The sequence below is a fragment of the uncultured Piscinibacter sp. genome (genome assembly GCF_937952055.1).
Classification (GTDB): Bacteria; Pseudomonadota; Gammaproteobacteria; order Burkholderiales; family Burkholderiaceae_C; genus Piscinibacter.
The window spans coordinates 160,102-181,403 of record NZ_CALFYO010000020.1 but is presented as its reverse complement, the minus strand read 5'-3'; the positions used below and the strand labels follow the sequence as shown (position 1 = coordinate 181,403).

31 protein-coding genes and 3 pseudogenes are annotated in these 21,302 nt (G+C 70.2%); 23 read left to right on the top strand and 11 right to left on the bottom strand.

What is annotated here, in order from left to right; translation table 11 throughout:
• Positions 1–37 precede the first annotated feature (37 nt).
• The 4 genes from Q0599_RS11735 to Q0599_RS11720 all read left to right on the top strand — a co-directional run bounded on the left by Q0599_RS11735 (position 38) and on the right by Q0599_RS11720 (position 2,786).
• Entirely contained in the window at positions 38–1,003 is a 966-nt protein-coding gene (locus Q0599_RS11735; RefSeq protein WP_298829645.1) for a diacylglycerol kinase family protein, read from the top strand.
• Positions 1,000–1,809, top strand: coding sequence for a metallophosphoesterase (locus Q0599_RS11730; RefSeq protein WP_298829643.1), 810 nt, complete (start codon positions 1,000–1,002; stop codon positions 1,807–1,809). Before Q0599_RS11735 ends, Q0599_RS11730 begins: the two co-directional genes overlap by 4 nt.
• Positions 1,810–2,117: 308 nt before the next feature.
• The gene (locus Q0599_RS11725; RefSeq protein ID WP_298829641.1) at positions 2,118–2,300 is read left to right on the top strand and encodes a hypothetical protein; all 183 of its coding nucleotides are present in this window, start codon (positions 2,118–2,120) and stop codon (positions 2,298–2,300) included.
• Positions 2,301–2,351: 51 nt separating this feature from the next.
• Positions 2,352–2,786 carry a TerB family tellurite resistance protein gene (locus tag Q0599_RS11720; RefSeq protein ID WP_298829639.1) on the top strand — a complete coding sequence of 145 codons (435 nt, stop codon included), beginning with the start codon at positions 2,352–2,354 and terminating at the stop codon, positions 2,784–2,786.
• 24 nt (positions 2,787–2,810) lie between these two features.
• Here Q0599_RS11720 and Q0599_RS11715 read toward each other — a convergent pair whose 3' ends face one another.
• Complete coding sequence (locus tag Q0599_RS11715) at positions 2,811–3,704, bottom strand: LysR family transcriptional regulator (protein ID WP_298829637.1); 894 nt, start codon at positions 3,702–3,704, stop codon at positions 2,811–2,813.
• A 110-nt stretch (positions 3,705–3,814) separates the two neighbouring features.
• Here Q0599_RS11715 and Q0599_RS11710 point away from each other — a divergent pair, with 110 nt between their 5' ends.
• The 8 genes and pseudogenes from Q0599_RS11710 to Q0599_RS11675 all read left to right on the top strand — a co-directional run.
• A complete protein-coding gene (locus Q0599_RS11710; protein WP_298829636.1) occupies positions 3,815–4,234 on the top strand; it encodes a hypothetical protein in 420 nt (139 codons plus the stop codon).
• 58 nt (positions 4,235–4,292) lie between these two features.
• Positions 4,293–4,439 carry a hypothetical protein gene (locus tag Q0599_RS11705; protein ID WP_298829634.1) on the top strand — a complete coding sequence of 49 codons (147 nt, stop codon included), beginning with the start codon at positions 4,293–4,295 and terminating at the stop codon, positions 4,437–4,439.
• 9 nt (positions 4,440–4,448) lie between these two features.
• Positions 4,449–5,441 (top strand): TerC family protein, encoded by a 993-nt coding sequence (locus Q0599_RS11700; RefSeq protein WP_298829632.1) that lies wholly within the window; start codon positions 4,449–4,451, stop codon positions 5,439–5,441.
• Positions 5,438–6,037: an exopolysaccharide biosynthesis protein gene (locus Q0599_RS11695; RefSeq protein WP_298829630.1), complete on the top strand. Its 600-nt coding sequence runs from the start codon at positions 5,438–5,440 to the stop codon at positions 6,035–6,037. The genes Q0599_RS11700 and Q0599_RS11695 overlap by 4 nt, the downstream gene beginning before the upstream one ends.
• A gap of 19 nt (positions 6,038–6,056) precedes the next feature.
• On the top strand, positions 6,057–6,524 hold the full coding sequence (locus Q0599_RS11690) for a CopD family protein (RefSeq protein ID WP_298829628.1): 468 nt from the start codon (positions 6,057–6,059) through the stop codon (positions 6,522–6,524).
• 453 nt (positions 6,525–6,977) lie between these two features.
• The gene (locus Q0599_RS11685) at positions 6,978–7,388 is read left to right on the top strand and encodes a ParB/RepB/Spo0J family partition protein (protein WP_298829626.1); all 411 of its coding nucleotides are present in this window, start codon (positions 6,978–6,980) and stop codon (positions 7,386–7,388) included.
• A 6-nt stretch (positions 7,389–7,394) separates the two neighbouring features.
• Entirely contained in the window at positions 7,395–7,616 is a 222-nt protein-coding gene (locus tag Q0599_RS11680; protein WP_298829624.1) for a hypothetical protein, read from the top strand.
• Between the two features lie 50 nt (positions 7,617–7,666).
• Positions 7,667–7,864 (top strand): annotated as a pseudogene (locus Q0599_RS11675) (hypothetical protein); the annotation flags it as partial.
• A gap of 98 nt (positions 7,865–7,962) precedes the next feature.
• On the opposite strand, the pseudogene Q0599_RS11670 reads toward Q0599_RS11675, so the two are convergent.
• From Q0599_RS11670 to Q0599_RS11650, 5 genes and pseudogenes are all read right to left on the bottom strand, one after another.
• Positions 7,963–8,592: pseudogene (locus tag Q0599_RS11670) on the bottom strand (SbmA/BacA-like family transporter).
• Positions 8,593–8,758: 166 nt separating this feature from the next.
• Entirely contained in the window at positions 8,759–9,328 is a 570-nt protein-coding gene (locus Q0599_RS11665; RefSeq protein WP_298829622.1) for a PAS domain-containing protein, read from the bottom strand.
• A gap of 29 nt (positions 9,329–9,357) precedes the next feature.
• A complete protein-coding gene (locus tag Q0599_RS11660) occupies positions 9,358–11,913 on the bottom strand; it encodes a chemotaxis protein CheB (RefSeq protein ID WP_298829620.1) in 2,556 nt (851 codons plus the stop codon).
• 49 nt (positions 11,914–11,962) lie between these two features.
• Positions 11,963–12,166: a dodecin family protein gene (locus tag Q0599_RS11655; RefSeq protein ID WP_298829617.1), complete on the bottom strand. Its 204-nt coding sequence runs from the start codon at positions 12,164–12,166 to the stop codon at positions 11,963–11,965.
• A gap of 137 nt (positions 12,167–12,303) precedes the next feature.
• Positions 12,304–12,612 carry a DUF1840 domain-containing protein gene (locus Q0599_RS11650; protein WP_298829615.1) on the bottom strand — a complete coding sequence of 103 codons (309 nt, stop codon included), beginning with the start codon at positions 12,610–12,612 and terminating at the stop codon, positions 12,304–12,306.
• Between the two features lie 172 nt (positions 12,613–12,784).
• Here Q0599_RS11650 and Q0599_RS11645 point away from each other — a divergent pair, with 172 nt between their 5' ends.
• Positions 12,785–13,567: a Crp/Fnr family transcriptional regulator gene (locus Q0599_RS11645; protein ID WP_298829613.1), complete on the top strand. Its 783-nt coding sequence runs from the start codon at positions 12,785–12,787 to the stop codon at positions 13,565–13,567.
• A gap of 19 nt (positions 13,568–13,586) precedes the next feature.
• Positions 13,587–15,011 carry an AsmA family protein gene (locus Q0599_RS11640; protein WP_298829610.1) on the top strand — a complete coding sequence of 475 codons (1,425 nt, stop codon included), beginning with the start codon at positions 13,587–13,589 and terminating at the stop codon, positions 15,009–15,011.
• A 4-nt stretch (positions 15,012–15,015) separates the two neighbouring features.
• On the opposite strand, the gene Q0599_RS11635 is transcribed toward Q0599_RS11640, so the two are convergent.
• The gene (locus Q0599_RS11635) at positions 15,016–15,297 is read right to left on the bottom strand and encodes a hypothetical protein (RefSeq protein WP_298829608.1); all 282 of its coding nucleotides are present in this window, start codon (positions 15,295–15,297) and stop codon (positions 15,016–15,018) included.
• A 72-nt stretch (positions 15,298–15,369) separates the two neighbouring features.
• Positions 15,370–16,089 (bottom strand): Crp/Fnr family transcriptional regulator, encoded by a 720-nt coding sequence (locus tag Q0599_RS11630; protein ID WP_298829607.1) that lies wholly within the window; start codon positions 16,087–16,089, stop codon positions 15,370–15,372.
• 139 nt (positions 16,090–16,228) lie between these two features.
• On the opposite strand from Q0599_RS11630, the gene Q0599_RS11625 reads away from it, so the two are divergent.
• From Q0599_RS11625 to Q0599_RS11615, 3 genes and pseudogenes are all read left to right on the top strand, one after another.
• Positions 16,229–16,510: a hypothetical protein gene (locus Q0599_RS11625; RefSeq protein WP_298829605.1), complete on the top strand. Its 282-nt coding sequence runs from the start codon at positions 16,229–16,231 to the stop codon at positions 16,508–16,510.
• Positions 16,477–16,827, top strand: a pseudogene (locus Q0599_RS11620) (AI-2E family transporter); the annotation flags it as partial. The gene Q0599_RS11625 and the pseudogene Q0599_RS11620, both read left to right, overlap by 34 nt.
• Before the next feature lie 31 nt (positions 16,828–16,858).
• Positions 16,859–17,131 (top strand): hypothetical protein, encoded by a 273-nt coding sequence (locus tag Q0599_RS11615; protein WP_298829603.1) that lies wholly within the window; start codon positions 16,859–16,861, stop codon positions 17,129–17,131.
• 8 nt (positions 17,132–17,139) lie between these two features.
• Here Q0599_RS11615 and Q0599_RS11610 read toward each other — a convergent pair whose 3' ends face one another.
• Entirely contained in the window at positions 17,140–17,436 is a 297-nt protein-coding gene (locus Q0599_RS11610) for a hypothetical protein (RefSeq protein WP_298829601.1), read from the bottom strand.
• Between the two features lie 193 nt (positions 17,437–17,629).
• Here Q0599_RS11610 and Q0599_RS11605 point away from each other — a divergent pair, with 193 nt between their 5' ends.
• Positions 17,630–18,040 carry a response regulator gene (locus Q0599_RS11605; protein WP_298829599.1) on the top strand — a complete coding sequence of 137 codons (411 nt, stop codon included), beginning with the start codon at positions 17,630–17,632 and terminating at the stop codon, positions 18,038–18,040.
• Between the two features lie 26 nt (positions 18,041–18,066).
• On the opposite strand, the gene Q0599_RS11600 is transcribed toward Q0599_RS11605, so the two are convergent.
• Entirely contained in the window at positions 18,067–18,696 is a 630-nt protein-coding gene (locus Q0599_RS11600; protein ID WP_298829597.1) for a response regulator transcription factor, read from the bottom strand.
• 26 nt (positions 18,697–18,722) lie between these two features.
• Here Q0599_RS11600 and Q0599_RS11595 point away from each other — a divergent pair, with 26 nt between their 5' ends.
• From Q0599_RS11595 to Q0599_RS11575, 5 genes are all read left to right on the top strand, one after another.
• Positions 18,723–19,412, top strand: a complete 690-nt coding sequence (locus Q0599_RS11595) for a sensor histidine kinase (RefSeq protein ID WP_298829596.1) — start codon at positions 18,723–18,725, stop codon at positions 19,410–19,412.
• 123 nt (positions 19,413–19,535) lie between these two features.
• The gene (locus tag Q0599_RS11590; RefSeq protein ID WP_298829595.1) at positions 19,536–19,700 is read left to right on the top strand and encodes a DUF1328 domain-containing protein; all 165 of its coding nucleotides are present in this window, start codon (positions 19,536–19,538) and stop codon (positions 19,698–19,700) included.
• 42 nt (positions 19,701–19,742) lie between these two features.
• Positions 19,743–20,018, top strand: coding sequence for a hypothetical protein (locus tag Q0599_RS11585; RefSeq protein ID WP_298829594.1), 276 nt, complete (start codon positions 19,743–19,745; stop codon positions 20,016–20,018).
• An 89-nt stretch (positions 20,019–20,107) separates the two neighbouring features.
• Complete coding sequence (locus Q0599_RS11580) at positions 20,108–20,266, top strand: hypothetical protein (RefSeq protein ID WP_298829593.1); 159 nt, start codon at positions 20,108–20,110, stop codon at positions 20,264–20,266.
• Positions 20,233–20,391 (top strand): hypothetical protein, encoded by a 159-nt coding sequence (locus Q0599_RS11575; protein WP_298829592.1) that lies wholly within the window; start codon positions 20,233–20,235, stop codon positions 20,389–20,391. Before Q0599_RS11580 ends, Q0599_RS11575 begins: the two co-directional genes overlap by 34 nt.
• On the opposite strand, the gene Q0599_RS11570 is transcribed toward Q0599_RS11575, so the two are convergent.
• A complete protein-coding gene (locus tag Q0599_RS11570; RefSeq protein WP_298829591.1) occupies positions 20,366–21,295 on the bottom strand; it encodes a GGDEF domain-containing protein in 930 nt (309 codons plus the stop codon). The genes Q0599_RS11575 and Q0599_RS11570 overlap by 26 nt on opposite strands.
• Between the last annotated feature and the right edge of the window lie 7 nt (positions 21,296–21,302).

Here is a 21,302-nt window from a genome sequence, read left to right as displayed (position 1 = left end):
GCTCCGCGCCCGACCCGATCGACCAACCCCGACGACCATGGCCCCCAGTCCCGAGTTCGACGCTGAGGCACCGATCCAGTTCGTGATCAATGCAGCCGCGGGCAGCAGCGATGCGGGCACCCGGTGCGCTGTCATCGAGCGGGCACTGCATGCGCAGGGGCGGCGTGGCGAGTTGCACTTCTGCCGTCCCGAAAGCCTGAGCCGCGTGGCGCAGGAATCGGCGCAACGGGCCATGTCAACCCACACCGCCGTGGTGGCGGTCGGGGGCGACGGCACGCTCAATGCCGTGGCCCAGGCGGCCCATGCCACAGGCTGTGCCATGGGCGTGGTGCCGCAAGGCACCTTCAACTACTTCGCCCGCACCCACGGCATTCCCGTCGACCCGACCGAGGCCGTGCACCTGCTGCTGCGGTCGACGCCCGTGCCGGTGCAGGTGGCCGGCGTCAACGACCGGGTGTTCCTCGTCAATGCCAGCCTCGGGCTCTACCCGGACCTGCTGGAGGACCGCGAAGCATACAAGGCGCGCTTCGGGCGCAGCCGCTGGGTGGCGTTCCTGGCGGGGTGCGCGACGCTGCTGCGCGCACAGCGCCGGTTGCGCGTGCACATCGAGATGGGCGGCACGGTGCGCGACGTGCAGACCTTGACGCTCTTCGTAGGCAACAACCGGCTGCAACTGCAGCAGCTCGGCGCCGAGCCGGAGGACACCATCGACGGCACGCCAGGCGACGGCAGCGTGGCTGCCCTGATGTTGCGGCCCATAGGTACGCTATCCATGATCGGGCTGATGCTGCACGGCGCGATGGGCCGGCTGGGCGAGGCCGCTGGCGTGGAACGGTTCGAGTTCCAGCACATGGTGGTCAAGCCGACGCTGCCGCAGGGGCGGCGCGGGGTGAAGGTGGCCTTCGACGGCGAGGTGACGATGCTGCACGCGCCGCTGGACTTCCGCGTGCTTGCGAAGCCGCTGTACCTGCTGGCGCGGCGGCGCGGGGAGGCCACCGGATGACGGTCCTGCTCCAGGTTTCCGACCCGCACTTCGGCACCGAGCAGGCGATCGTCGTCGACGCGCTGGCCGCCCTGGCCCGCCAGCAGCGGCCCGATCTGGTCGTGCTGTCGGGCGACATCACGCAGCGTGCCCGACCGGCGCAGTTCCGCGCCGCACGCGCCTTCGCCGACCGGCTGGGCGCGCCGTTGCTGGCCGTGCCGGGCAACCACGACATTCCGCTGATCGACCTGTGGACGCGCCTGCGGCGCCCCTATGCGCGCTACAGCGCCGCCTTCGGTAGCGAGCTCGAACCGGTGCACCGCTCGCCGGAGCTCCTGGTGGTGGGCGTGAACACCACGCGAGCGTGGCGCCACAAGGACGGGCAGATCTCGCCGCCGCAGATCGAGCGCGTGGCCGGACTCCTCGAAGGCGGCGCAACGACGCAACTGCGGGTGGTGGTGGTGCACCAGCCGATCGCCGTGACACGCGACGAGGACCTGCCCAACCGTCTTCACGGACATCACGCCGCGCTGTCGCGCTGGGCCGCGGCCGGCGCCGACCTCGTCATGGGCGGCCACATCCACCTGCCGTACGTCATGGCGCTGAAGGGCCTGGTGCGGCCGATGTGGGCAGTGCAGGCCGGGACCGCCGTCTCGACCCGCGTGCGCCCGGGCGTGCCCAACTCGGTGAATCTGCTGCGCTGGGGCCGGGACTCGATACCGGGCAGTTGCCAGATCGAGCAATGGGACTTTGCCGCAGACGCTGGCGCCTTCGTTCGCACCACGGTGAGCGAGGTCAGGCCGGCGCGGGTGGCAGTCCACGACTGAGCGCCGGCACCCTGGCAGGCACTTGATGCCGCGTGCGCAGGGGCCTCCCAGCGCGCGAGCGGAGATGCCAGGAACTTCCGCAGCCTCCTCGTCGTGGTCGCGTGGTGGCAGGCGCCGGCGTCCACGGGTCGGTCCCCAAGGGAACCGACCCGACGACGGCGGAACGGACGGACGGGGTCTTCGCCGGCCGGACTGTACCGTTGAGGCGGTTCGGCTTTTCCTGAGTTGGGAGATTGAAAACTGCGCTTCCTTCGAACCCCGCCGTGGCCCACATTCGATGCATGTTCACTCTCTCCACACCAAACACCATGAAGATGCTGCCGACGTTCATTTCCCCATTGCGCGATCGTCTGGGCCAGGTCGTGCGATCGCTGCAGGCGTCGATGAGGACCTGGGTGCCTCGGCCGGCGCCGGCGCTTGTGCCGATTCCGATCCAGGTCGACAGCAGGCGGCAGGACGCCATTCAGCGACATCGCCACCGAGGCTTCTGACGCCACTCGCCCTGTCATCCGAACCATCGCTCATCGAAAAGGAATCCGTCCATGCGCAGCTACCCCCGCAACAGTCCCGAAGCCGCCGCGCGCATCGTGGCGCTCGTGCTGATCTCCGACGGCCATGTCTGCCGTTCCGAGATCGAAGCCCTGCAGCATCTCCAGGTCGAGCATGAGCTCGGGCTGAAGCCGGGCTCGTTCGCGCAGGTCGTGCACACCCTGTGCGAGGACCTGCTGATGGGTGCCTACGGCCGCGGCTCGATGATGTGCATCGTGGACGAGGACACCCTGGCCTCGCTGGTGGCCGAGGTGGATGCTCCCGCCTTACAGGCCAAGGTGCTGCACCTGGCGGGCGCGGCGGCCGAGGCCGACCGGCATCTGGCCTATGCCGAAGCCCTGGTCGTGGCGGTCGCACGCCAGCACTGGCACGGCATCGGCGGCATGCACCGGACCGAACCGGCTGCGAAGGTGCTGCAGCCGGCCTGACCTGGCGGGCTGCCCGGCGCGCTCTCAGGCGTCGGTGCGGGCTGCCGCAGCGGCCATCAGCTTCTGCACCAGCGGATGGTGCTGGCCGCGCCGCGACCGGATGGCGTGGATCTCCTCCTTCACGCCCTCGCTGCTGCCCAGCAGTCGCAACCCGCGCATCAGGCCGATGTCGTCGGCCCCCAGCCGGCTGACCGGAAACACCCCCAGCCCGCGGGCGGCGAAGACGGCCAGCAGTGCGCTGTCCTCGAACTCGCCGACGATGCGGGGCCGCAGGCCCTGCGTCTCGAACCAGTGCTCCAGCGTCGTGCGCAGCGCCGAGTGGCCGGTGGGCAGCAGCACAGGCAGGTCGGTCAGGCTCTTGGGAAACCGTTCGCGCTCCAGCTTGCCGATCAGGCGTGCCGGCCCGTACCACTCGACCGGCGCATCGACCAGGCGCTCGCTCGACAGGCGCAGATTGGGGTTGCGCGGCGCCGCCTGACCCGCGAGCACCACGTCAAGGTGATGCAGCGCCAGCTCGCTCAGCAACTGCTCGAACTCGCCCTCATGGCAGACAAGGCGCAGGTGCGGGGTGCCGAGCACCGGCTCCAGCAGGGCGTGCGCCGCCAGCTTGGAGATGCCGTCCGAGAAGCCGACTGCCAGGCGTGCTACCTGGCCGCTGGCCGCTTCCCGCACCTCCTCGGGGATCACCTGGCCGAGCTGGAAGATCTCCTCGGCCCGCGCGAAGGCGGCCTGGCCGGCCTCTGTGAGGGCCACGCCGCGGCCCGCGGGTTTGAGCAGCTGATGGCCCAGCGCCTTCTCCAGTTCCCGCACCTGCGCGCTGATGGTCTGCACGGCCATGTCCAGCCGCTCGGCGGCCCGGGCGAAGCCGCCTTCCTTGGTGACGACCCAGAAGTAGTGCAGGTGTCGGTAGTTCAGCATACGTTCTCCGGTTCGGGAAAACCGAACTATAGGTGCGTTCGGCTCTGGTTTGTTCGAATGCGAACCGTCCCCACATTTCAGGCATCCGATCATTCGACCGTCCTTGCATCATGTTCTACGCCCTCAGCTGGTTTGCCGTCGTTTCGCTGCTCGCACTGTGGTCCCTGGCCGCCTGGGCGCTGCATGCCGTGGCGGTCTGGACCGTCTCCAACGCGGGGGCGCTCACCGGAGCCGCCTCAGGCGTCGGCAGCATCGCCTTGCCGGATTGGCTGGCACCCTGGGTGCCGGCCGAACTGTTGCAGGCCATGACGCAGATGGTGGCGGGGCTGGGGCCGCTGGTCGACAGCCTGCTGCAGGCCGCGCCCGCCCTGGCCGGCGGGCTCACCGTGGCGACCTGGGTGGTCTGGGCCATGGGTGGCGTGCTCCTGTTGCTCTTGGGTGCCGCCCTTCACCTGCTTATCGCGATGTGGCGCCGCCGCGGCAGCGGTGGTTCCGGCCCAGGCGCCGGCCCTTCGCTGGCGACCGGCTGATCGCGCGGTACCACGCTCATCGATCCAACATCAACTCGAACAGACCCGAAGCACCACCATGGAGACCAGCACGCCGCTCTTCGCCACCCTGGCAGGCGTCACCTTCCACGCCTGGCGCCTGGGCAATGAGAAGCGCGACGTTGCACTCCTCGGTGTGTTCAGCGGGCTGCTGGGTGTGGGCACCGTCGTCAGCACCGTCGTCTGAAGCCGCACCATGGACTTCCTGATTCCGTTCCTCACCTCCGACTTCATGGGCAAGCCGGCCTGGGTCTGGCTGGCATTCGTCGGCATCGTCGTCGCGCTGCTGGCCTTCGACCTGGGCGTGCTGCACAAGGACGACCACGAGATCGGCGTGCGCGAGAGCTTGCTGCTGTCGGGGGGCTACATCAGCGTGGCGCTGATCTTCGGTGCCTGGGTGTGGTGGTACCTGGGCGCGCAGAGCGGCATGGACTACTACACCGGCTTCATGATCGAGAAGTCGCTGTCGATGGACAACGTCTTCGTCATCGCGCTGATCTTCACCTTCTTCGCCATCCCGCGGCAGTACCAGCACCGGGTGCTGTTCTGGGGCATCCTCGGCGTGATCGTGCTGCGCGCGATCATGATCGCGCTGGGTGCCACGCTGGTCAGCCAGTTCAGCTGGGTGCTGTACCTGTTCGGCGCGTTCCTGATCTTCACCGGCATCAAGATGTGGATCATTGCCGACCATGTGCCGGACATCGCGAACAACCCGCTGCTGAAGTTCCTGAAGCGGCACATGCGCGTGACCGAGGGCCTGCGCGGCAACGCCTTCTGGGTGCGCGAGACCGATTCCAAGACCGGCAAACTGGAGCGCTTCGCGACACCGCTGTTCCTGGCGCTGGTGCTGGTGGAGTTCGTCGACCTGATCTTCGCGGTCGATTCCGTGCCGGCCATCTTCGCGATCACCACCGACCCCTTCATCGTCTACACGAGCAACATCTTCGCCATCCTGGGCCTGCGGGCGCTGTACTTCGCGCTGGCCGCGATGATCCACCGCTTCAAGTACCTGAAGTACGCCCTGGCGCTGGTGCTGGTGTTCATCGGCAGCAAGATCTTTCTGGTCGGCATCATCGGCAAGATCCCCGCGGTGATCTCGCTGAGCGTCACCTTCGGCCTGATCGCCGGCGGTGTGCTGGTGTCGCTGTGGAAGACGCGCGGCCAGCCCGCGGTCACCGAGCCGACATGACGCCCCCGATCTCGCAGCGCCTACGCGAGGCAGCGGCAGCGCTGCAGGAGGACCGGGTGACGATGCAGGCCCTGGTGCAGGCCCATGGGCCACAGGCCCACGGCACGCTGCTTCTGCTGCTGGCCGCGCCCTGTCTGTTGCCCGTGCCCGGCGTCGGCACGGTGCTGGGTCTGGGCATGGCGGCCCTGGCCGTGGCCATGTGGAACGGCCAGGCCGAGCCGTGCCTGCCGCAACGAGTGGCGGAGCTGGAGCTTCCGCGACAATGGGCGCAGCGGGTGCTGTCGATGCTGGCGTCAGCCTATGCGCTGGCCGGTCGCCTCGCCCGGGCCCGTCTTGGCCACCTGGCAGTCGTCGGGCGGCGCTCGCTCATCACCCCGGCGGTAGGGGCCATGGCGCTTCTCGTCGTCTTGCCCGTTCCTTTCGGCAACGTGTTGCCGGCACTGGCGCTGATGCTCGTCGGGCTGGGGTTGGTGTTCCGCGACGGTGTTGTGCTTGTCCTGGGGCTTCTGATGTCGGCGCTGGCGATGGCGGCCACCATCGGCCTGCTGCTGGCCGCCGGAGCGTGGGGCAGCGACTGGATCGCGAGCTGGGTCTGAGTACGAATGGAATGAACCCATGATCGATGCAATCCTCAAGACAGTCCATGTGCTGTCCGTCGTCGTCTGGATCGGCGGCATGGTGTTCGCGCACCTCTTCCTGCGGCCAGCCGTCGCTCAGCTCGACCCACCAGTGCGGCTGCGCCTGATGCACGACGTGCTGGGCCGCTTCTTCAAGGCCGTGCTGGTGACATCGTTGCTCACACTTTCCAGCGGCGTCTGGATGCTGGGCCGCGTGGCCAAACAGGTGGTGCAGTCAGGCGGCAGCTTCGAGATGCCGCTCGCGTGGACCGTGATGGCCGTGCTGGGTGTGGCCATGGTGGCGATCTTCATGCACATCCGCTTCGCGCTGTTCAACGGGCTCGGCCGGGCCGTGGCCGCGTCCGAGTGGTCCGCCGGTGGGGCGGCCCTGGTGCAGATCCGAACCTGGGTGTCGGTCAACCTTGGTCTGGGTGCCTTGGTGCTGGTCGTCACGCTCATGCATTGAACGACGCGAGCCAGCCGGCTGCGCGCCGGGAAGTCGCAGTTCACCGCTGCCGACGGCATTCGCGTCAGGGAGCGCGCATGCATAGGCCCAAGTCGCATGGCGCGCAGGTTCGAGTGACCGGTCAGGACGGTGCGTCACGCTTCAGCAGGGGCGAGTCAAAGAATGTTGAAACCACCCGTGACGATGGCTGGACTTGCAGGGACATCCCAGGTGCATTTGAGTGCATGCGGGACGACGACGTGCATCAGCGCAACGCTTGACGGGTACTTCCCCGTCTTGAAAGGCCGCGGCACGATGCGTTCATCCGCCTGCCGTGGAGCAAGTCCAGAGAGGTTCAGCTCGACCTGCTCGACGCTGAGCCGGGGGGCATCAGCGTCCCATCAACCGGCAGCGGCCGCGACGCATGCCGACGTCTCGAGCCCCGATGCAGCGGCGAACTCAACCGCTGCAGCCATGCCCAGCGGCAACGACGGAAGGCCGTTGCTCCTCGCCGTGTCGCTGCTCTACGAGGACGCGCACAACCCGCGCACCGGGTTCCGCGAGGAGTCGATTGACGAGCTTGTCGAGGACATCCAGCAGCGCGGCGTCCTGCAGCCGCTCGTTGTGCACCCTGCAGACAGCGATGGCCGGCACGAGGTCCACTTCGGCGCCCAGCCCCTGCGCGCAGCAATTCGTGCCGGTCTGCAGGAGGTTCCGGTCGTCGTGCGCGACCTGCCCGCCGATCGCCATGCCCAGGGCTCCGACCACCAGAAGCGCCAAGGGCTGACGCCGCGCGAGCCGGTCGCGTCACGGCATTCCGCGCCGGGTCACTTTGGTTTCTTCGCCCGGCCGCTGCTGGGCCTGGCCGCAGGGGCGTCGACGTAGTCACCGATGACCCGCTTCACCGGGCAGACCTTGACGATGGGGCAGCGCCGGCACGTGACGGCGATGGCGATCGGACAGAGCTTCATGGGCAGCACCCCGCAGGTTGGACGACAAGGTCGGGGTGGCCGGTTCACGTTCGAGCGGCACGGCCCGAAGCCGTCCCGCCGCGCCAGCGCCGGCCACCCCATGCCAGCATGGCGCAACGCGCGTCGTGGTTCTGTGCGTTGAAGTACAGACGCGGCGCCCGCGCCGGGCAAGCATGGGCTGCACGAGGGCACATGATCATGTCCGCAATTCCGACTCCGAAGACCGTCCGAATCGATCAGGACCTGGCCGGGCAAGCCCGTCCCGGGCATGGCATTCCGTCGCAGGACCCGGACCCCGCGGCCCAGATGCCGATGGAGCCCGGGGAAGCCGAGCGCGAGGCCAACTCGGTGCTGACCGGCGGCGGCATGATGGTCGGTGCGGCCGCGGGGCCGCTGGCAGACGCATCGAGTCCGGCGGCGAGCGACCAGCCCGCCAAGCGCGAAGACGCACCGGCAGCTTGACGGCGGCCGGCGCTGCGCCGGCGGGTTCAGCTGAATCGATAGCCCTCGGCCAGATGCAGCGACCACTGGCCCTCGCCGGGCAGCTCGAGCACGTGGCGGTGGTAGCGGACCAGCGAGGCGCGGTGGCTCACGCTGACCGGCGTGGTGGCGATCTCGACGAGCTGCTGGCAGACCGATTCCTCGTTGGCCGCATCGAGCGCGCTGGTGGCCTCGTCGAGCATCACGTAGCGCGGCCGCGAGAGCAGCCCGCGGGCGATCGCCCACAGCACGCCGGTGAACGCGATCAGCTCGATCAGCGCGCCGAGCACCACCATCAGGAAGCACAGCGACTGCTGCGTGAAGGCGTTGATGTCTTCCGAGATGCGCTGGTCCGGGTTGTCGATGCCGGCCACCGAGTTGAGCCGGTAGAACGCCCGGTCGCCGAGGTAGCGTTCGAGCAGGTGGTGGGTCATCCAGCGGCGCCACAGCAGCCCGAGGTTGTCGCGGACGTGGTAGCAGAAGGCCTACAGCGGCACCGCGACCACCAGCACGGCGACGAAGCGCTGGATCGAGGCCCAGAAGCGCGGCGCATCGGCCGCCGCCAGTGCCGAGGTGATCTCGCCCGCCTCCTGGTTCATCAGCGCGCTCGCGGTCGTCTGGGCGAGCAGCAGCGCCACCAGCGCCACGAGCAAGGCGCGCGCGGCCGCGCTCCTCGGAGCGCCAGAAGCCGCCGGCAACCTGGAGGAAGCGCTTGTAGAGCTGGCGATCGAGCCTCGGTGTCGATGTCGGCGCGCTCATGCGTCGGTCGACAGCACTTCGGCGGCCGTTCGCGCGGAGGTGCGGCTACTGGGCGCCCGACAGCGTCAGGAAGAAGCGGTCTGCCGCCGGATCGGCGCCGAGCTCGGCACGCAACTGACAGGCGCGACCCTGCCGCGGCGCCAGTTCCAGGATCGCGGAGTCGGTGCCGTCCAGCATCGCGCGCAGCCGCTGGGCGCCCTGGCTCGACAGAAAGGCGTCGAGCCGCAGCCCATAGGCTTCCTCGCGCGGCACGCCCAGCAGCGCGGCGCCGCGCAGATTGAGCTCGTGCACGACCAGCTGCCGATCGATGGTGAAGCAGCCGACGGGCAGATGGTCGTAGAGCTGGATCTGCCGCTGCAGCATCGACTCGAGTTCGGCCCGCGATTCGCGCAGCTCCTCGGCCTGCAGCTCCAGCTCGACCTGGTGAACCTGGAGCTCGTGCAGCAGCGCGAGCGCGTCGGCCGCGGTGTCCGGCGAAGACGCCAGGTCGTGCAGCACGGCCAGGGCGTCCGACGCCGCATAGGGCTGCGCTCCGGCGGGCGCGCCGGTCAGGCGCGTCGAAGCCCGGCGGCGCAGGTCCGCCAGGCGTTCGTGAGGAATCGGATGGTTTGCCATGGTGTCTCGCGTTGCTGTTTGCGCCGACTCTACGCCTCGCGCAGGCGCGACTCGAGCTGCTTGGCGACGGTGATGTCGACGAAGGTGATCACGGCTCCCTGGATCACGTTGGCCAGGGTGCGGTACGGCATGATGCGCACCGAGAACCAGTGTCCGTCGGTGGTAGGGATTTCCTTCTGGCTGAACGCCAGCGTGCGCAGCGTCTCCCGGACGTCGGCGTGCAGCTCCGGATAGATCAGCGTGGTGGCCAGCTCGCTCAGCGGCCGGCCGATGTCGCCCTCGCGCAGGTGCACCACGCGCGAGATCTGCTCGGTGAAGCGGCGCACGTTCAGCTCGTTGTCGAGGAACAACGTGGCGATGTCGGTGCTGTTCAGCAGGTTCTGCATGTCGCTCTGCGCCAGCGAGAGATCGTCGAGCTTGGACTGCAGCTCGCCGTTGATGGTCTGCAGCTCCTCGTTCATCGACTGCGCCTCCTCCTTGGAGGTGGTCAGCTCCTCGTTGGCCGACTGCAGCTCCTCGTTGGTCGACTGCAGCTCCTCGTTGGCGGCCTGCAGCGCCTCCTGCGAGGCATGCATCTCCTGGCGCAGCGCGCTGATCTCTTCGCGGGCACGCGCCAGCTCCTCGGCCAGGGAGGGGTCCACGGCGCCGGCCGTGCGGTGCTTGCGCCCGCGCGGGCTCGGCGTGGCGGCGACGTCACGGAAGACGATCATCGCCATGCCCTGCAGCGCCCGGGGCTGCGCGATGGCCTGCACGGTGATGTCCACGCTGCCGGGCGACGCGTCGTCCAGCCGCAGGCCGCGCAGCTCGACCGTCGCGCCGTCCTGGAAGGCGCTGCGCAGCGCCACCGCCAGCTGTGCGCGGATGCCCGGCTGGGCCATCACGTGGATGTTCCAGTTCGCCTTGCCGGCCGCCGGCTCCAGGTAGCGGCCCGTGCGGCCGTTGATGTAGACGATGTCGCCGGCAGCATTGACCATCACCGCCGCTGGTGTAGCGCTCTGCAGCAGCCACTGGTCGGCCAGCGCCTGCAGGTTGGCCGGGGGGGCGTTCAGGTGGGGCAGAGAAGTCTCCTGCGTGGCCAGCCGCGACGCGGGCCGGCGCGGCGTGGGGAAGTACACCGATCCGAAGGCCATGCCATGGTCGTTGCGCCAATATAGCCGCGACTTCGGGTGGGCCGGCCGGAACAGTGCCTGCGAGCGCCCCACCGTCTCCGAAGCGCCGAGCAGCAGCACGCCGCCGGGCCGCAGGCTGTAGTGGAACAGCGGCATCAGCCGCTGCTGCAGGGCCGCGCCGAAGTAGATCAGCAGATTGCGGCAGGAGAGGACGTCCAGCCGCGTGAACGGCGGATCGAGGATCACGTCGTGCTGCGCGAACAACACCATCTCGCGGATGCGCTTGTCGATCTGGTAGCCGCCTGCCTGTTCGGCGAAGAACCGCGCCAGGCGCGCGGGCGGCACGTTGCTGGCGATCGACGCGGGGTAGTGGCCGGAGCGCGCCACCGCAATCGCATCGGCGCTCAGGTCGGTGGCGAACACCTGCAGCTGCCGGCCGCGGTGGGCCGGCGATGCCTCGACCACTTCGGTGAAGATCATCGCCAGCGAGTAGGCTTCCTCGCCCGTCGAGCAGCCCACCACCCAGGCGCGCAGCGGGCCTGCGTCGCCGGCATGGCCGGCCAGCAGCGCGGGCAGGACTTCGTCCTGCAGTTCCCGCCAGACCTCGGGGTCGCGGAAGAAGGCGGTCACGCCGATCAGCACTTCCTTGAACAGCAGATCGAGCTCGTGGGCGTTCTCGCGCAGGAAGGCGGCGTAGGCGTCCAGCGTCTCGAGGCCGTGCACCGCCATGCGGCGGCCGATGCGGCGCACCAGGCTGCTCGGCTTGTACGCGGCCAGATCGTGACGGGTGTGCTCGTACAGCAGGGCGAGGATGGTGCCCAGCGCGTCCTGGCCGTGCGCCGACGCGGCGGCCGCCGCCAGCTCGGACGGCGCGTGCTGCCCGAGGACGGCGAGGATGCGCCCGGGCATCTCGCCGGGCGGGGCGACGATGTCCGCGCAGCCGGCGGCGATCGCACTGCGCGGCATCGAGTCGAACTGCGCCGACTCGGGCGATTGCGCCAGCGTCAGCCCGCCGAGCGACTGGATCGCCTGCAGCCCCTGGGTGCCGTCCGAGCCCATGCCCGACAGCACCACGCCAATGGCGCGCTCGCCCTGGTCGCGCGCCAGCGAGCTGAACAGGACGTCGATCGGCAGCCGCTGGCCGCGCGGCTGGGAAGGCTCGGCCAGATGGAAGACGCCGCCGGCCACCGTGATCTCGGCGTTCGGCGGGATCACGTAGACACGATCGGCCTGCGCACGCATCGACTCGGTGACTTCGTGCACCGGCATGGCCGTGGCGCGCTGCAGCAGCTCGCTCAGCATCGCCTTGTGGTGCGGGTCCATGTGCTGCACGACGACGTAGGCCAGGCCGCTGCCCGGCGGCACCTGGGCGAGGAACTGCTCCAGCGGCTCCAGCCCGCCGGCGGAGGCCCCGATGCCGACGATGCGTGTTCGCGGTTCGGTGGCGCGGGTTCCGCTGGGCGTCGGGTCGGTCATGCGCGAAGTATGCGGCCCCGCCGCAGCGGCGGGCCGATCGCGCCGGCGCTCAGTCGTTGAGGACGAAGGTCACCTTGAGGATCACCTTGTAGCCCGTCACCTTGCCCTGGTCGACGCTGACCTCCTGGTCCTTCACCCAGGCGCCCATGACGTTCTTCAGTGTCTTGTGGGCGCGCGCCACGCCCTGCTCGATGGCGTCCTGGAAGCTCTTGGTGCTGACGCTGCTGATCTCGGTGATGCGTGCGATGGTCATGATGGTGCCTCGGCGGTGAATGGCCCCGGTTCGCGACCAGGGCGGGCAGCCAGTCTGTGTCGCCGGCGTTCGCCAGTCTGTGCGCTGGCGAACCGTTCCGGGATGGCCCGTGTGCAGCCTCGCCTTGCACGGGACGCTCACACCCCCCAGACGATCGGCACGTTCGCCGCGAGCGACCGCTTCATCATCTCCATCAGCGGCCAGGCGCGCTGGCGCAGCGAGACATAGCGCTCGCCCTCGTCGTCCGCTTCGGCGCCCGCGGCGGTCGGGCTGGCCTCGGACCGCTCGATCGCGCCCTCGATGGCCCGCAGCGCGGCGGCCATCGCGGCCGGTTCGATGATGCCCCTCTTGGCCGGGACGATGCCCATCGCCGTCAGCACGGCGTCTCCCTCGGGTTCGAGCATCAGCACGTCACCGGCGGCCTTGGAATGGAATCGATAGCTCATGGGTGTCACCTTCTCATCGCCTCGACGTGCCATTGCAGCACGCCCGGCCGGATTCACTATGTGCGCCAGCGCACCAACGGCGGCGCCGAGCATTGCGATAGCGCAATCGTGCATCCGGATCGGGGGGTACAAGCGGGCGCTTGCGGGCCGTGCCCGCGACAGAAGGGCCCCGATGACCGATTCGTTCGACGCGCGACGCAATCGCCTGCTCGCGGCCTTCACCGAGGACGAGTGGGCCCGCTGCCAGCCCCAGATGGCGCTGATCGAACTTCGTGCCGGGCAGGTGTTGAGCAGGGCGGGTTTGCCGAGTGCGCACCTGTACTTTCCGACCTCGGCCATCGTCTCGCTGCTGTACGTGACGTGCGACGGCGCGCCGCTCGAAGTGGCCCAGGTGGGTGGCGAGGGCATCGTTGGCGTGTCGGCGTTCCTGGGCGGCAGCTCGACCACGAGTTCCGCGGAAGTCCGCAGCGCGGGCCGCGCCTGGCGCATCCGCGCCGCCGATCTGCAGCAGGAGTTCGACCGCGCCGGCTCCGCCATGCATCTGCTGCTTCGATACACCCAGGCGCTGATCACGCAGATGGCGCAGATCGCGGTGTGCGCCCGCCACCACAGCATCGAGCAGCAGCTGACGCGCTGGATGCTGCTCACGCTGGATCGATGGCCGGGCGAGGAACTGCGGATGACGCAGGAACTGATGGCCGGGCGGCTGGGCGTGCGCCGCGAGAGCGTGACCGAGGCCGCGAGGCACCTGCAGGCAGCCGGACTGATCACCTATTCGCGCGGCCACATGCACGTGCTCGATCGTCCGGGGCTGGAGCGGCGCAGCTGCGAGTGCTACCGCGTGATCCGCGGCGACTACGACCGGCTGCTGCCGCGGCTGCCCGTGCCGCCGCCGGTCGCCGCGGGCCGGCAGCCCGAGGTGCGCGAGCGCAGCCTGTTGCTGCAGGCCCGCTGAGGTCCGGGGCGAAGACCCCATGAGCCGGCCGGTGCGGATCGCCTTGCAGGTCGCCGCCGCGGCCGGCGGCCTGCTGCTGCTGATCGCCGCGGCGCTGTTTCTGTGGGTCGATCCCCGGCTCTACCAATCGCGACTCGAGGCCATCGCCTCGCGCGCCCTGGGGCTGGAGCTGCGCAGCGCCGATCGGCTGGACATCGACGTCTTCCCGGCGCTGCGCCTGACCCTGGCCGACGTGAGCCTGCACCGCCAGGGCGCGCAGATCGCGACGGTCAAGCGGGTGACCGTCGGCGTCGAATGGCTGTCGCTGCTCGGCGACGAACTGCGCGTCGACACGCTCGTGCTGGTTCAGCCGGTCCTCACGCTGGAGCGCGATCGCGAGGGCCGCTTCAACGTCGCCGAGCCCGCGCCGCCGGCGACGCCGTCGCCCGCGCAGTCCTGGCCCGAGGTCAGCCTGAGCGCCGGCCGCATCGTCTTCGTCGACCAGCGCGGCGGTCTGGGGTTCGAGGCGCGCGACTGCCACGGCCGGGTGCAGAGGCTGCGCCGCGCCGCGGGCACGCGGGCCGACCTGCTCAAGGCGCTGTCCTTCGATGCCGAGATCGGCTGCGCGCAGCTGCGCCGCGATGCGCTGACGCTGCTCGACGTGCAGTTCCGTGCCGAAGCGAAGGACGCCATCGTCGAGATCCGGCCGCTGACGGCGCGACTGTTCGACGCCCAGGGCAGCGGGCGCGTGCGGGCGGACTTCTCCGCCGCCGTGGCCTCGTACCGGTTCGACTTCACGCTCGCGCAGTTTCCCGTCGAGGCCTTCTTCGCCGCGATGTCGGTCGAACCCCTGGCCACCGGGCGCATGGACTTCTCGGCCACGCTGGCCACGAGCGGCGCCAGCGCGGCGCAGCTCGAGCGCGCCTTGTCGGGCCAGGTCTCGCTGCGCGGGCGCGACCTCGTCTTCGTGGGCACCGACCTCGACGCGGCCTTCGAGCGCTTCGAGGCCAGCCAGACCTTCAGCCTCGTCGACGTGGGGGCCGTCTTCTTCGCCGGGCCGGCCGGGCTGCTGGTCACCAAGGGCTACGACTTCGCCAGCCTTGCTCGAGGTAATGGCGGCCGCAGCGAGATCCGCACGCTGGTCTCGGAGTGGAAGGTCGAGCACGGCCAGGCGCAGGCACTCGACGTGGCGATGGCGACGAAGGCAAACCGCCTTGCGCTGCACGGCCGGCTCGATCTCGTCGGCGAGCGTTTCGACGACGTCTCGGTGGCGCTGGTCGATGCGCAGGGCTGCGCCAAGGTGACGCAGAAGATCCGTGGGACCTTCCAGGCGCCGGTGGTCGAGAAGCCCGACCTGATGCGTTCGCTGGCCGGCCCGGTGCTGCGCCTGCTCGAGAAGGGACGCGACGCGCTTTCCGGCACGCCCTGCGAGGTGTTCTACGCCGGCTCGGTGCCGCCGCCCTGAGCGCTCAGCGCCGCGGCAGGGTCACCGGCACTTGCTGCGGCGGCGGTGCGTTGAGCTCCTTCAGGCAGGCGTCGCGCTGCTTCATGCTGCGCAGCGTGTTGCAGCGCCAGGTGGCCTGCGAGTGCCTGGCCGTGGCCGCCCGGCGAAGCTCGCCCTGGTGCACCGCTTCGCGCGCGACCTCGCCGATGCCGACCAGCAGCCCCGCCGCGGCCACCGCCACCGTGGCGGTGAGGGCCACGCCGAAGGGCGCGATTCGGTGCGAGAAGGGGAGGACGGCATGATCCATGAGCCAGCATCGCCGAGAACGATGCGCGCCGTCTGTGCGCCTGCGTACCGTGGCGGGCGATGCCCGCGGGTGTCAATCGGCGAGAAGTTCCGGCAGCAGGCGTGCGTATTCCTTGAGCACGGCCGCGTAGCATTCGCAGGTGCGCGCCTCGAGGCCGGCGCGGTCGATCACCGTGATGTGGCCGCGGGCGTAGCGGATCAGCCCGGCCGCCTGCAGCTTCAGCGCCGCCTCGGTCACGCCTTCGCGGCGCACGCCGAGCATGTTGGCGATCAGCTCCTGGGTCATCACCAGTTCATTGCCGGACAGCCGGTCCAGGCTCAGCAGCAGCCAGCGGCACAACTGCTGGTCGAGCGAATGGTGCCGGTTGCACACCGCCGTCTGCGACATCTGGGTGATCAGCGCCTGCGTGTAGCGCAGCAGCAGGTGCATCACCGCGCCGGCGCGGTCGAACTCGGTGCGGATGAACGACGAGCGGATGCGGAAGCCCTCGCCGGCGCTCTGCACCACGCCCCGGCTGGGGGTGGAGCCGCCGCCCATGAACAGCGAGATGCCCACCATGCCCTCTTTGCCGGCCACGGCGATCTCGGCCGAGGCGCCGTTTTCCAGCACGTACAGCAGCGAGACGATCGCCGTGGTGGGGAAGTAGGCGTGCGACAGCGTGGCACCCGACTCGTACAGCACCTGGCCGAGCGGCATCTTCACCCACTCCAGTTGGGGCTGCCAGCGCTCCCAGTCGGCGGCGGGCAGCGCAGCCAGCAGATGGTTGACCTTCGGCACGGTGTGGGCTTGCATGCGGGGGTCTCTTGATCGGCTTCAGAGGTCCGGGCGGTCGGCGGTGCGTCGCCGCACTTTGGCATGGCAGAAATGTATATGCGATCCGGCCTTTCGCCGTGTTCGGCAGCGCACAGACGGCGGCTGGCACGGCCTGCCGATGCTGGCCATGATGACCCAGGATCACGACGACGTGGATTGCGGCGTCCGCAGGCAGGCGGCCAGCGCCCTGGAGCACCGCGCGCTGCTGACGATGCCGGCGGTGGTGCGGGTGGCCGTCGTGCCCTTCGCCCTCGTGACCGCCTCGCTGGCGCGCGAAGCGTCGGGCGTCTACGAGAAGCTGCAATCGGGCGAGTGGAACCCGGCGCAGTACCTGCGCGGCGCAGCATGCTGCTGGCCCCGGCGCGCCAGCGCGAGCTGCTCGACAAGTTCGGCACCGTGATCCGCGCCACCGTCAAGGGCAACCTCGTGGTGGTGGCGCCTGCAGGGCCTGCTCGGCGGGCTGGCGCTGTGGGCGCTCGGCGTGCTCGTCATCGGTCGGGTCGACAACCTGCTGCGGGCCGTGCGGGCGGGCAAGGACACCCGTCCGCCCGACGACGTGGTGCTGATACCACGCTGGGCGGCGTGGCCGCGATCGGGATCCACGGCTTCGTGCTCGGGCCGGTGATCGCGGCGATGTTCGTCGCGCTGTGGCACCTGCCTGGCCGGACGCCGGCCTCGGTTCGCCAGCGCACAGACGATGATGCGGCAGCCCCCTAGGCTGCGCCGATCATCGCCGCGAGGAGCCACCATGCCGCCAGCACCGTTCTTCCACGACGCCTCAGGCGCCGTGCGCTTCTGGGTCCTCACCGGCCAGGGCATCTACATCGGCGCCACCATCGGCCGCGAGACGCTGCACTACCTGTTCGAGGGCGAGGGCGAGCGCAGCCGCGCCGAGCCGGTGGAGCTGTACCTGAAACATCACCGCGCGATCGACGAGGCCGTACTGCGGCGCTGCACCGCCGGCGCGCTGGAGCCGGTGATGCTGCGCGAGGTCGATCTGGCGCCGCAGCGGCGCGCCTGAGGCGGAACTCAGCCGTGCGGCCCCGGACTCTTGTTGTCGTGCAGGAAGATCGCCATGTCGCGCTTGAGCGCCGCGTCGTCGGCCGGCGCCGGGCCGCTGACGGCCCGCTCGTAGATCGCCCGGCGCGTCGGCATGGGCAGCGTGTTCCATTCGTGCACGAGCGCGGCGCCGAGGCGCAGCAACAGGTCGTCGTCCGTGGCCAGCTCCGGCGCGGCTGCGGCGGGCGGCACGGCCACGCCGGGCAGCGCGCCGCCTTCGGCGTCCCAGGTGGGCAGGTCGATCCGCGGTGGCGTGGCAGGTGTCATGTCGAACTCCGTCGGTTCATGGCGTGGACGCAGTCTGGCCCGCGCCCGGCACTGCGGCCAGCGGACGCCGCCGCAGGGGCCTGTAGTCGGCGTCCTACGCCGACGCCCAGCATCGGCCGATGGCGCGCGGCCACGCCGGGCGCACACTGCCCGCCAACGGCCCCGCGGCGCGCCAGCCGCGCCCATTGCACCCATGCACCCGATCAGGACGTTCCTCGTCGAGGACAGCTCGCTCATCAGGGAGCAGCTGATCGCTGCACTCGAGGAGATGCTGCCGCTCGACGTGGTGGGCACGGCCGAGGACGAGGCCGGCGCGCTGAACTGGCTGGCCGGCGGCGGGCACCGCGCCGACCTGGTGATCGTCGACATCTTCCTGAAGGGCGGCTCCGGCCTGGGCGTGCTGCGGGCGCTGCGCGTGCTGCCGCACGGTCGCCGCGTGGTGGTGCTGAGCAACTACGCGACAGCCGACATGCGCCGCACGTGCCTGGAGCTCGGTGCCGACCGGGTGTTCGACAAGTCGCACGACATCGATGCGCTCATCCTGTACTGCGCCGGCCTGGCGGGTGCGGCCTCGGCCGGCGATCCGGCCATCACGCCGGCATGAGCGCCGACATGAGCGCGGCGGGGCGCTCACTGGATCAGCCCGGTCTTGAGTGCGTAGTAAGTGAGTTCGCTGTTCGAGCCGAGCTGCAGCTTCTCCAGCACGCGCGAACGGTAGGTGCTGACGGTCTTCACGCTCAGCGACAGGCTCCTGGCCATCTCGCCGATGCACTCGCCCCGCGCCAGCCGCAGGAACACCTGCAGCTCCCGCTCGGAGAGCGTTTCGTGCGGCGGCCGGCCGTCGCGGCCCAGCGTGTCGGCCAGCTGCTCGGCCACGCCGGGGCTGATGTAGCGGCGGCCGCGGCACACCGTGCGCACCGCGGTGACGATGTCCTCGGGGTCGCAGTCCTTGTTCAGGTAGCCGCTCGCGCCCAGGCGCAGCAGCGTGGTGGCGTAGTGGGATTCGGCATAACCCGACAGGATCAGCACCGGCAGCGCCGGCGCACGCGCCTTGATGGCGGCGAGTGCGTCGACGCCGCTCTGCCCGGGCATCGCGATGTCCAGCAGGATCACGTCGACCTCAGCCTGGCGCACGATGTCCACGGCCGCCCGGCCGCTGGCCGCCTCGGCGACGACCGCGAAGTCCGGCTGGTCGGAGAAGAACTGGCGCAATCCGGCGCGCACCATGGCGTGGTCGTCGACGATCGCGATGCGGATCATGGCGTGCTCCTGCGGGGGCTGGTTCGATGACGGGAATCTTGCCCGGCGCGCTGCCGGACGCCGCCGCCGAGGTCTCGCAGGCCCGGCAGCTCGCGCAGCACCTGCAGGCTGCGCGCGAGGACGAGCGCGCACGCCTGGCGCGCGAGCTGCACGACGAGCTCGGCGCGCTGCTGACCTCGGCCAAGCTCGACGCCGCGCGCCTGAAGTCGCGCCTGGCCGGCGCGCCGCCCGAGACACTCGAACGGCTCGCTCACCTGGGGCAGACGCTGGACCGCGTGATCTCGCTGAAGCGCCGCATCACCGAGGACCTGCGCCCCTCGGCGCTGATCCACCTGGGACTGGTGGCGGCGCTCGAGATCGCCGCGCGCGAGTTCGCGCAGTGCTCGAGCATCGTGGTGCACGCCGAGCTGTCGCCGGTGCGGCTGAGCCCGAGCGCCGAGCTGGCGGTGTACCGGCTGGTGCAGGAGGCGCTGACCAACGTGGCCAAGCACGCGGGCGCACAGACGGTGTGGCTGCGCCTGGGCGAGCATGGCGATCGTGTCGTGGTCGATGTTCGCGACGACGGACAGGGTTTCGATGCCCATGGCGTGGGCTCCGCCGCGTACGGCCTCCTGGGCATGCGCTTCCGCGCCGAGGCCGAACGCGGCGCGCTGACGCTGCAGACCGCCCCGGGGCACGGCACGCGCGTCGGCGTCTGCCTGCCGCGCTCGGCCTGAACGTGTCGGCGGCGTCCTACGCGCCGCCACCGAAGTGGCCGACACCGGCGCGGCCTGTGGACTGCTCGCGCCGCAACGCCTGCACGTCCAGACTGGAAACCTAGCCACTGCCGGGAGTTCTCGATGCTCTACTACGCCGTCGTCTTTCTGGTCATCGCGCTGGTCGCGGCCCTGTTCGGTTTCGGTGGCATCGCCGCCGGCGCCGCGGGCATCGCCAAGATCCTCTTCATGGTCTTCATCGTGCTCGCGGTGGCGACCTTCCTGTTCGGCGTCATTCGCAAGGGCTGAGCGACGCCGCCCCACGATTCCCCGATCCGCAAAGGAACTGCCGTGAACTCTTCCGTCCCCGTCCACGAGGCCAGCACGCTGGCCGCAGACGCCGCTCAACTCATCGACCGCGCGACCGGCACGGCCGGCGCCACGGCCCACCGCGGTCTCGATGCCGTGCTCGAAGGCACCGACCGGCTGCGCTCCACGGTGCGGCATGCCGGCGACAGCGCCAGCGACTACATCCGCCACGATCCGCTGAAGGCGGTGCTGATGGCGGCGGCCGCGGGCGCGTTGCTCACCGCGCTGATCAGCCTGATGGCGCGTTCGCGAGCGTGATGCAGCCGCTGCTGCGCATGATCGCCCAGCGACCCGAGCTGCTGGCCTCGCGGTCGGGGCAGGCCCGTGCCGTCTGACAGCGGCGGGCGGTGCTGGGCGCAGCGGCGCTGGCGCTGATCGTGCTCGCGCTGGCATTGGCCGGCGTGGCGCTGATGCTGGTGGCGATGCAGCCGGCGGCCGCGGAGCAGTCGCGCTGGGCGCTGGTGGAGGCGCCGTGTTCGTCTGGTGCCGGCCGACGCGCTGGCTGATCAGCCCGCTCATCATTGCCGGCCTGCTGCCGCGCCTGATCGCCAAGGCCGTGTTGCAGGTCTCGGCCCCCGCAAGGCTGGCGATGCTGGCGGCTCCGTTCAAGCCGGCTCCGAAGGAACGCTGATCAGGTTCGGATCGTCGATCAGCAGGTCGAAGCGCGCCACGCCCGTCTTCGTGCGTTTGGCGCGGTACATCGCGGCATCGGCACGGCGCAACAGCGCGTCGGCGCTGCTGGCGTCCAGCGGGCTCACGGCGATGCCGATGCTCGGTTGCACGCGCAGTTCCAGCGTGCCGAGGGTCACCGGCTCCGACACGATGGCGATCAGCTTGCGGGCGAGGGCGTCGAGCCCGGCCGGATCCGGCATGTCGGCGATCAGGCAGGCGAATTCGTCGCCACCGAGGCGCGAGACCATGTCTTCCGCCCGCACGGCACGCGCCAGTCGGGTGGCGACGATGCGCAGCAGTTCGTCTCCCGTCGCATGGCCATGCAGGTCGTTGACGGGCTTGAAGTCGTCGAGGTCGATGTACAGCACGGCCAGCGTGGCGCGCCGGCGCGCCGGTGTGGCGAGCGCCTCCTGCAGATGCTCGCGGAAGTGCTGACGGTTGGGCAGCGCAGTCAGCGCGTCGTGCTGCGCCTCGTGGCGGGCGCGGCGTTCGCCGTCGCGCAGGTCGGCCAGGGTCGACTGCGCCAGGGTCAGGGCCATGCGCGCATCGAAAAGCTCGAGTTCGAGGCGGCGGCGACGGCCGTCCTGGGTGGCCAGGGTGGCGTGCAACTGGCCCAGGGCCTGCGCGCATTCCAGCAAGGCGCCGGCGGCCTGCGCGTCCGCGCCGCTGGCTGTGCCGCCGATATGCTGCAGGCGGGCCGTGACGGCGTCCAGCAGGGCCTGCCAGTCGGACAGGGCTACGCCGTAGCGTCCGGCAGCGGCCGGCGCCGCTCCGTGGTCGTGTCCATTCCCGTTTCCGGGCGTGGGCGGCGAGGCCGGCGTGCCGACGACGGCGAAGGAGCGTGGGAGGCCGGTTGGGTGCATGGACGCG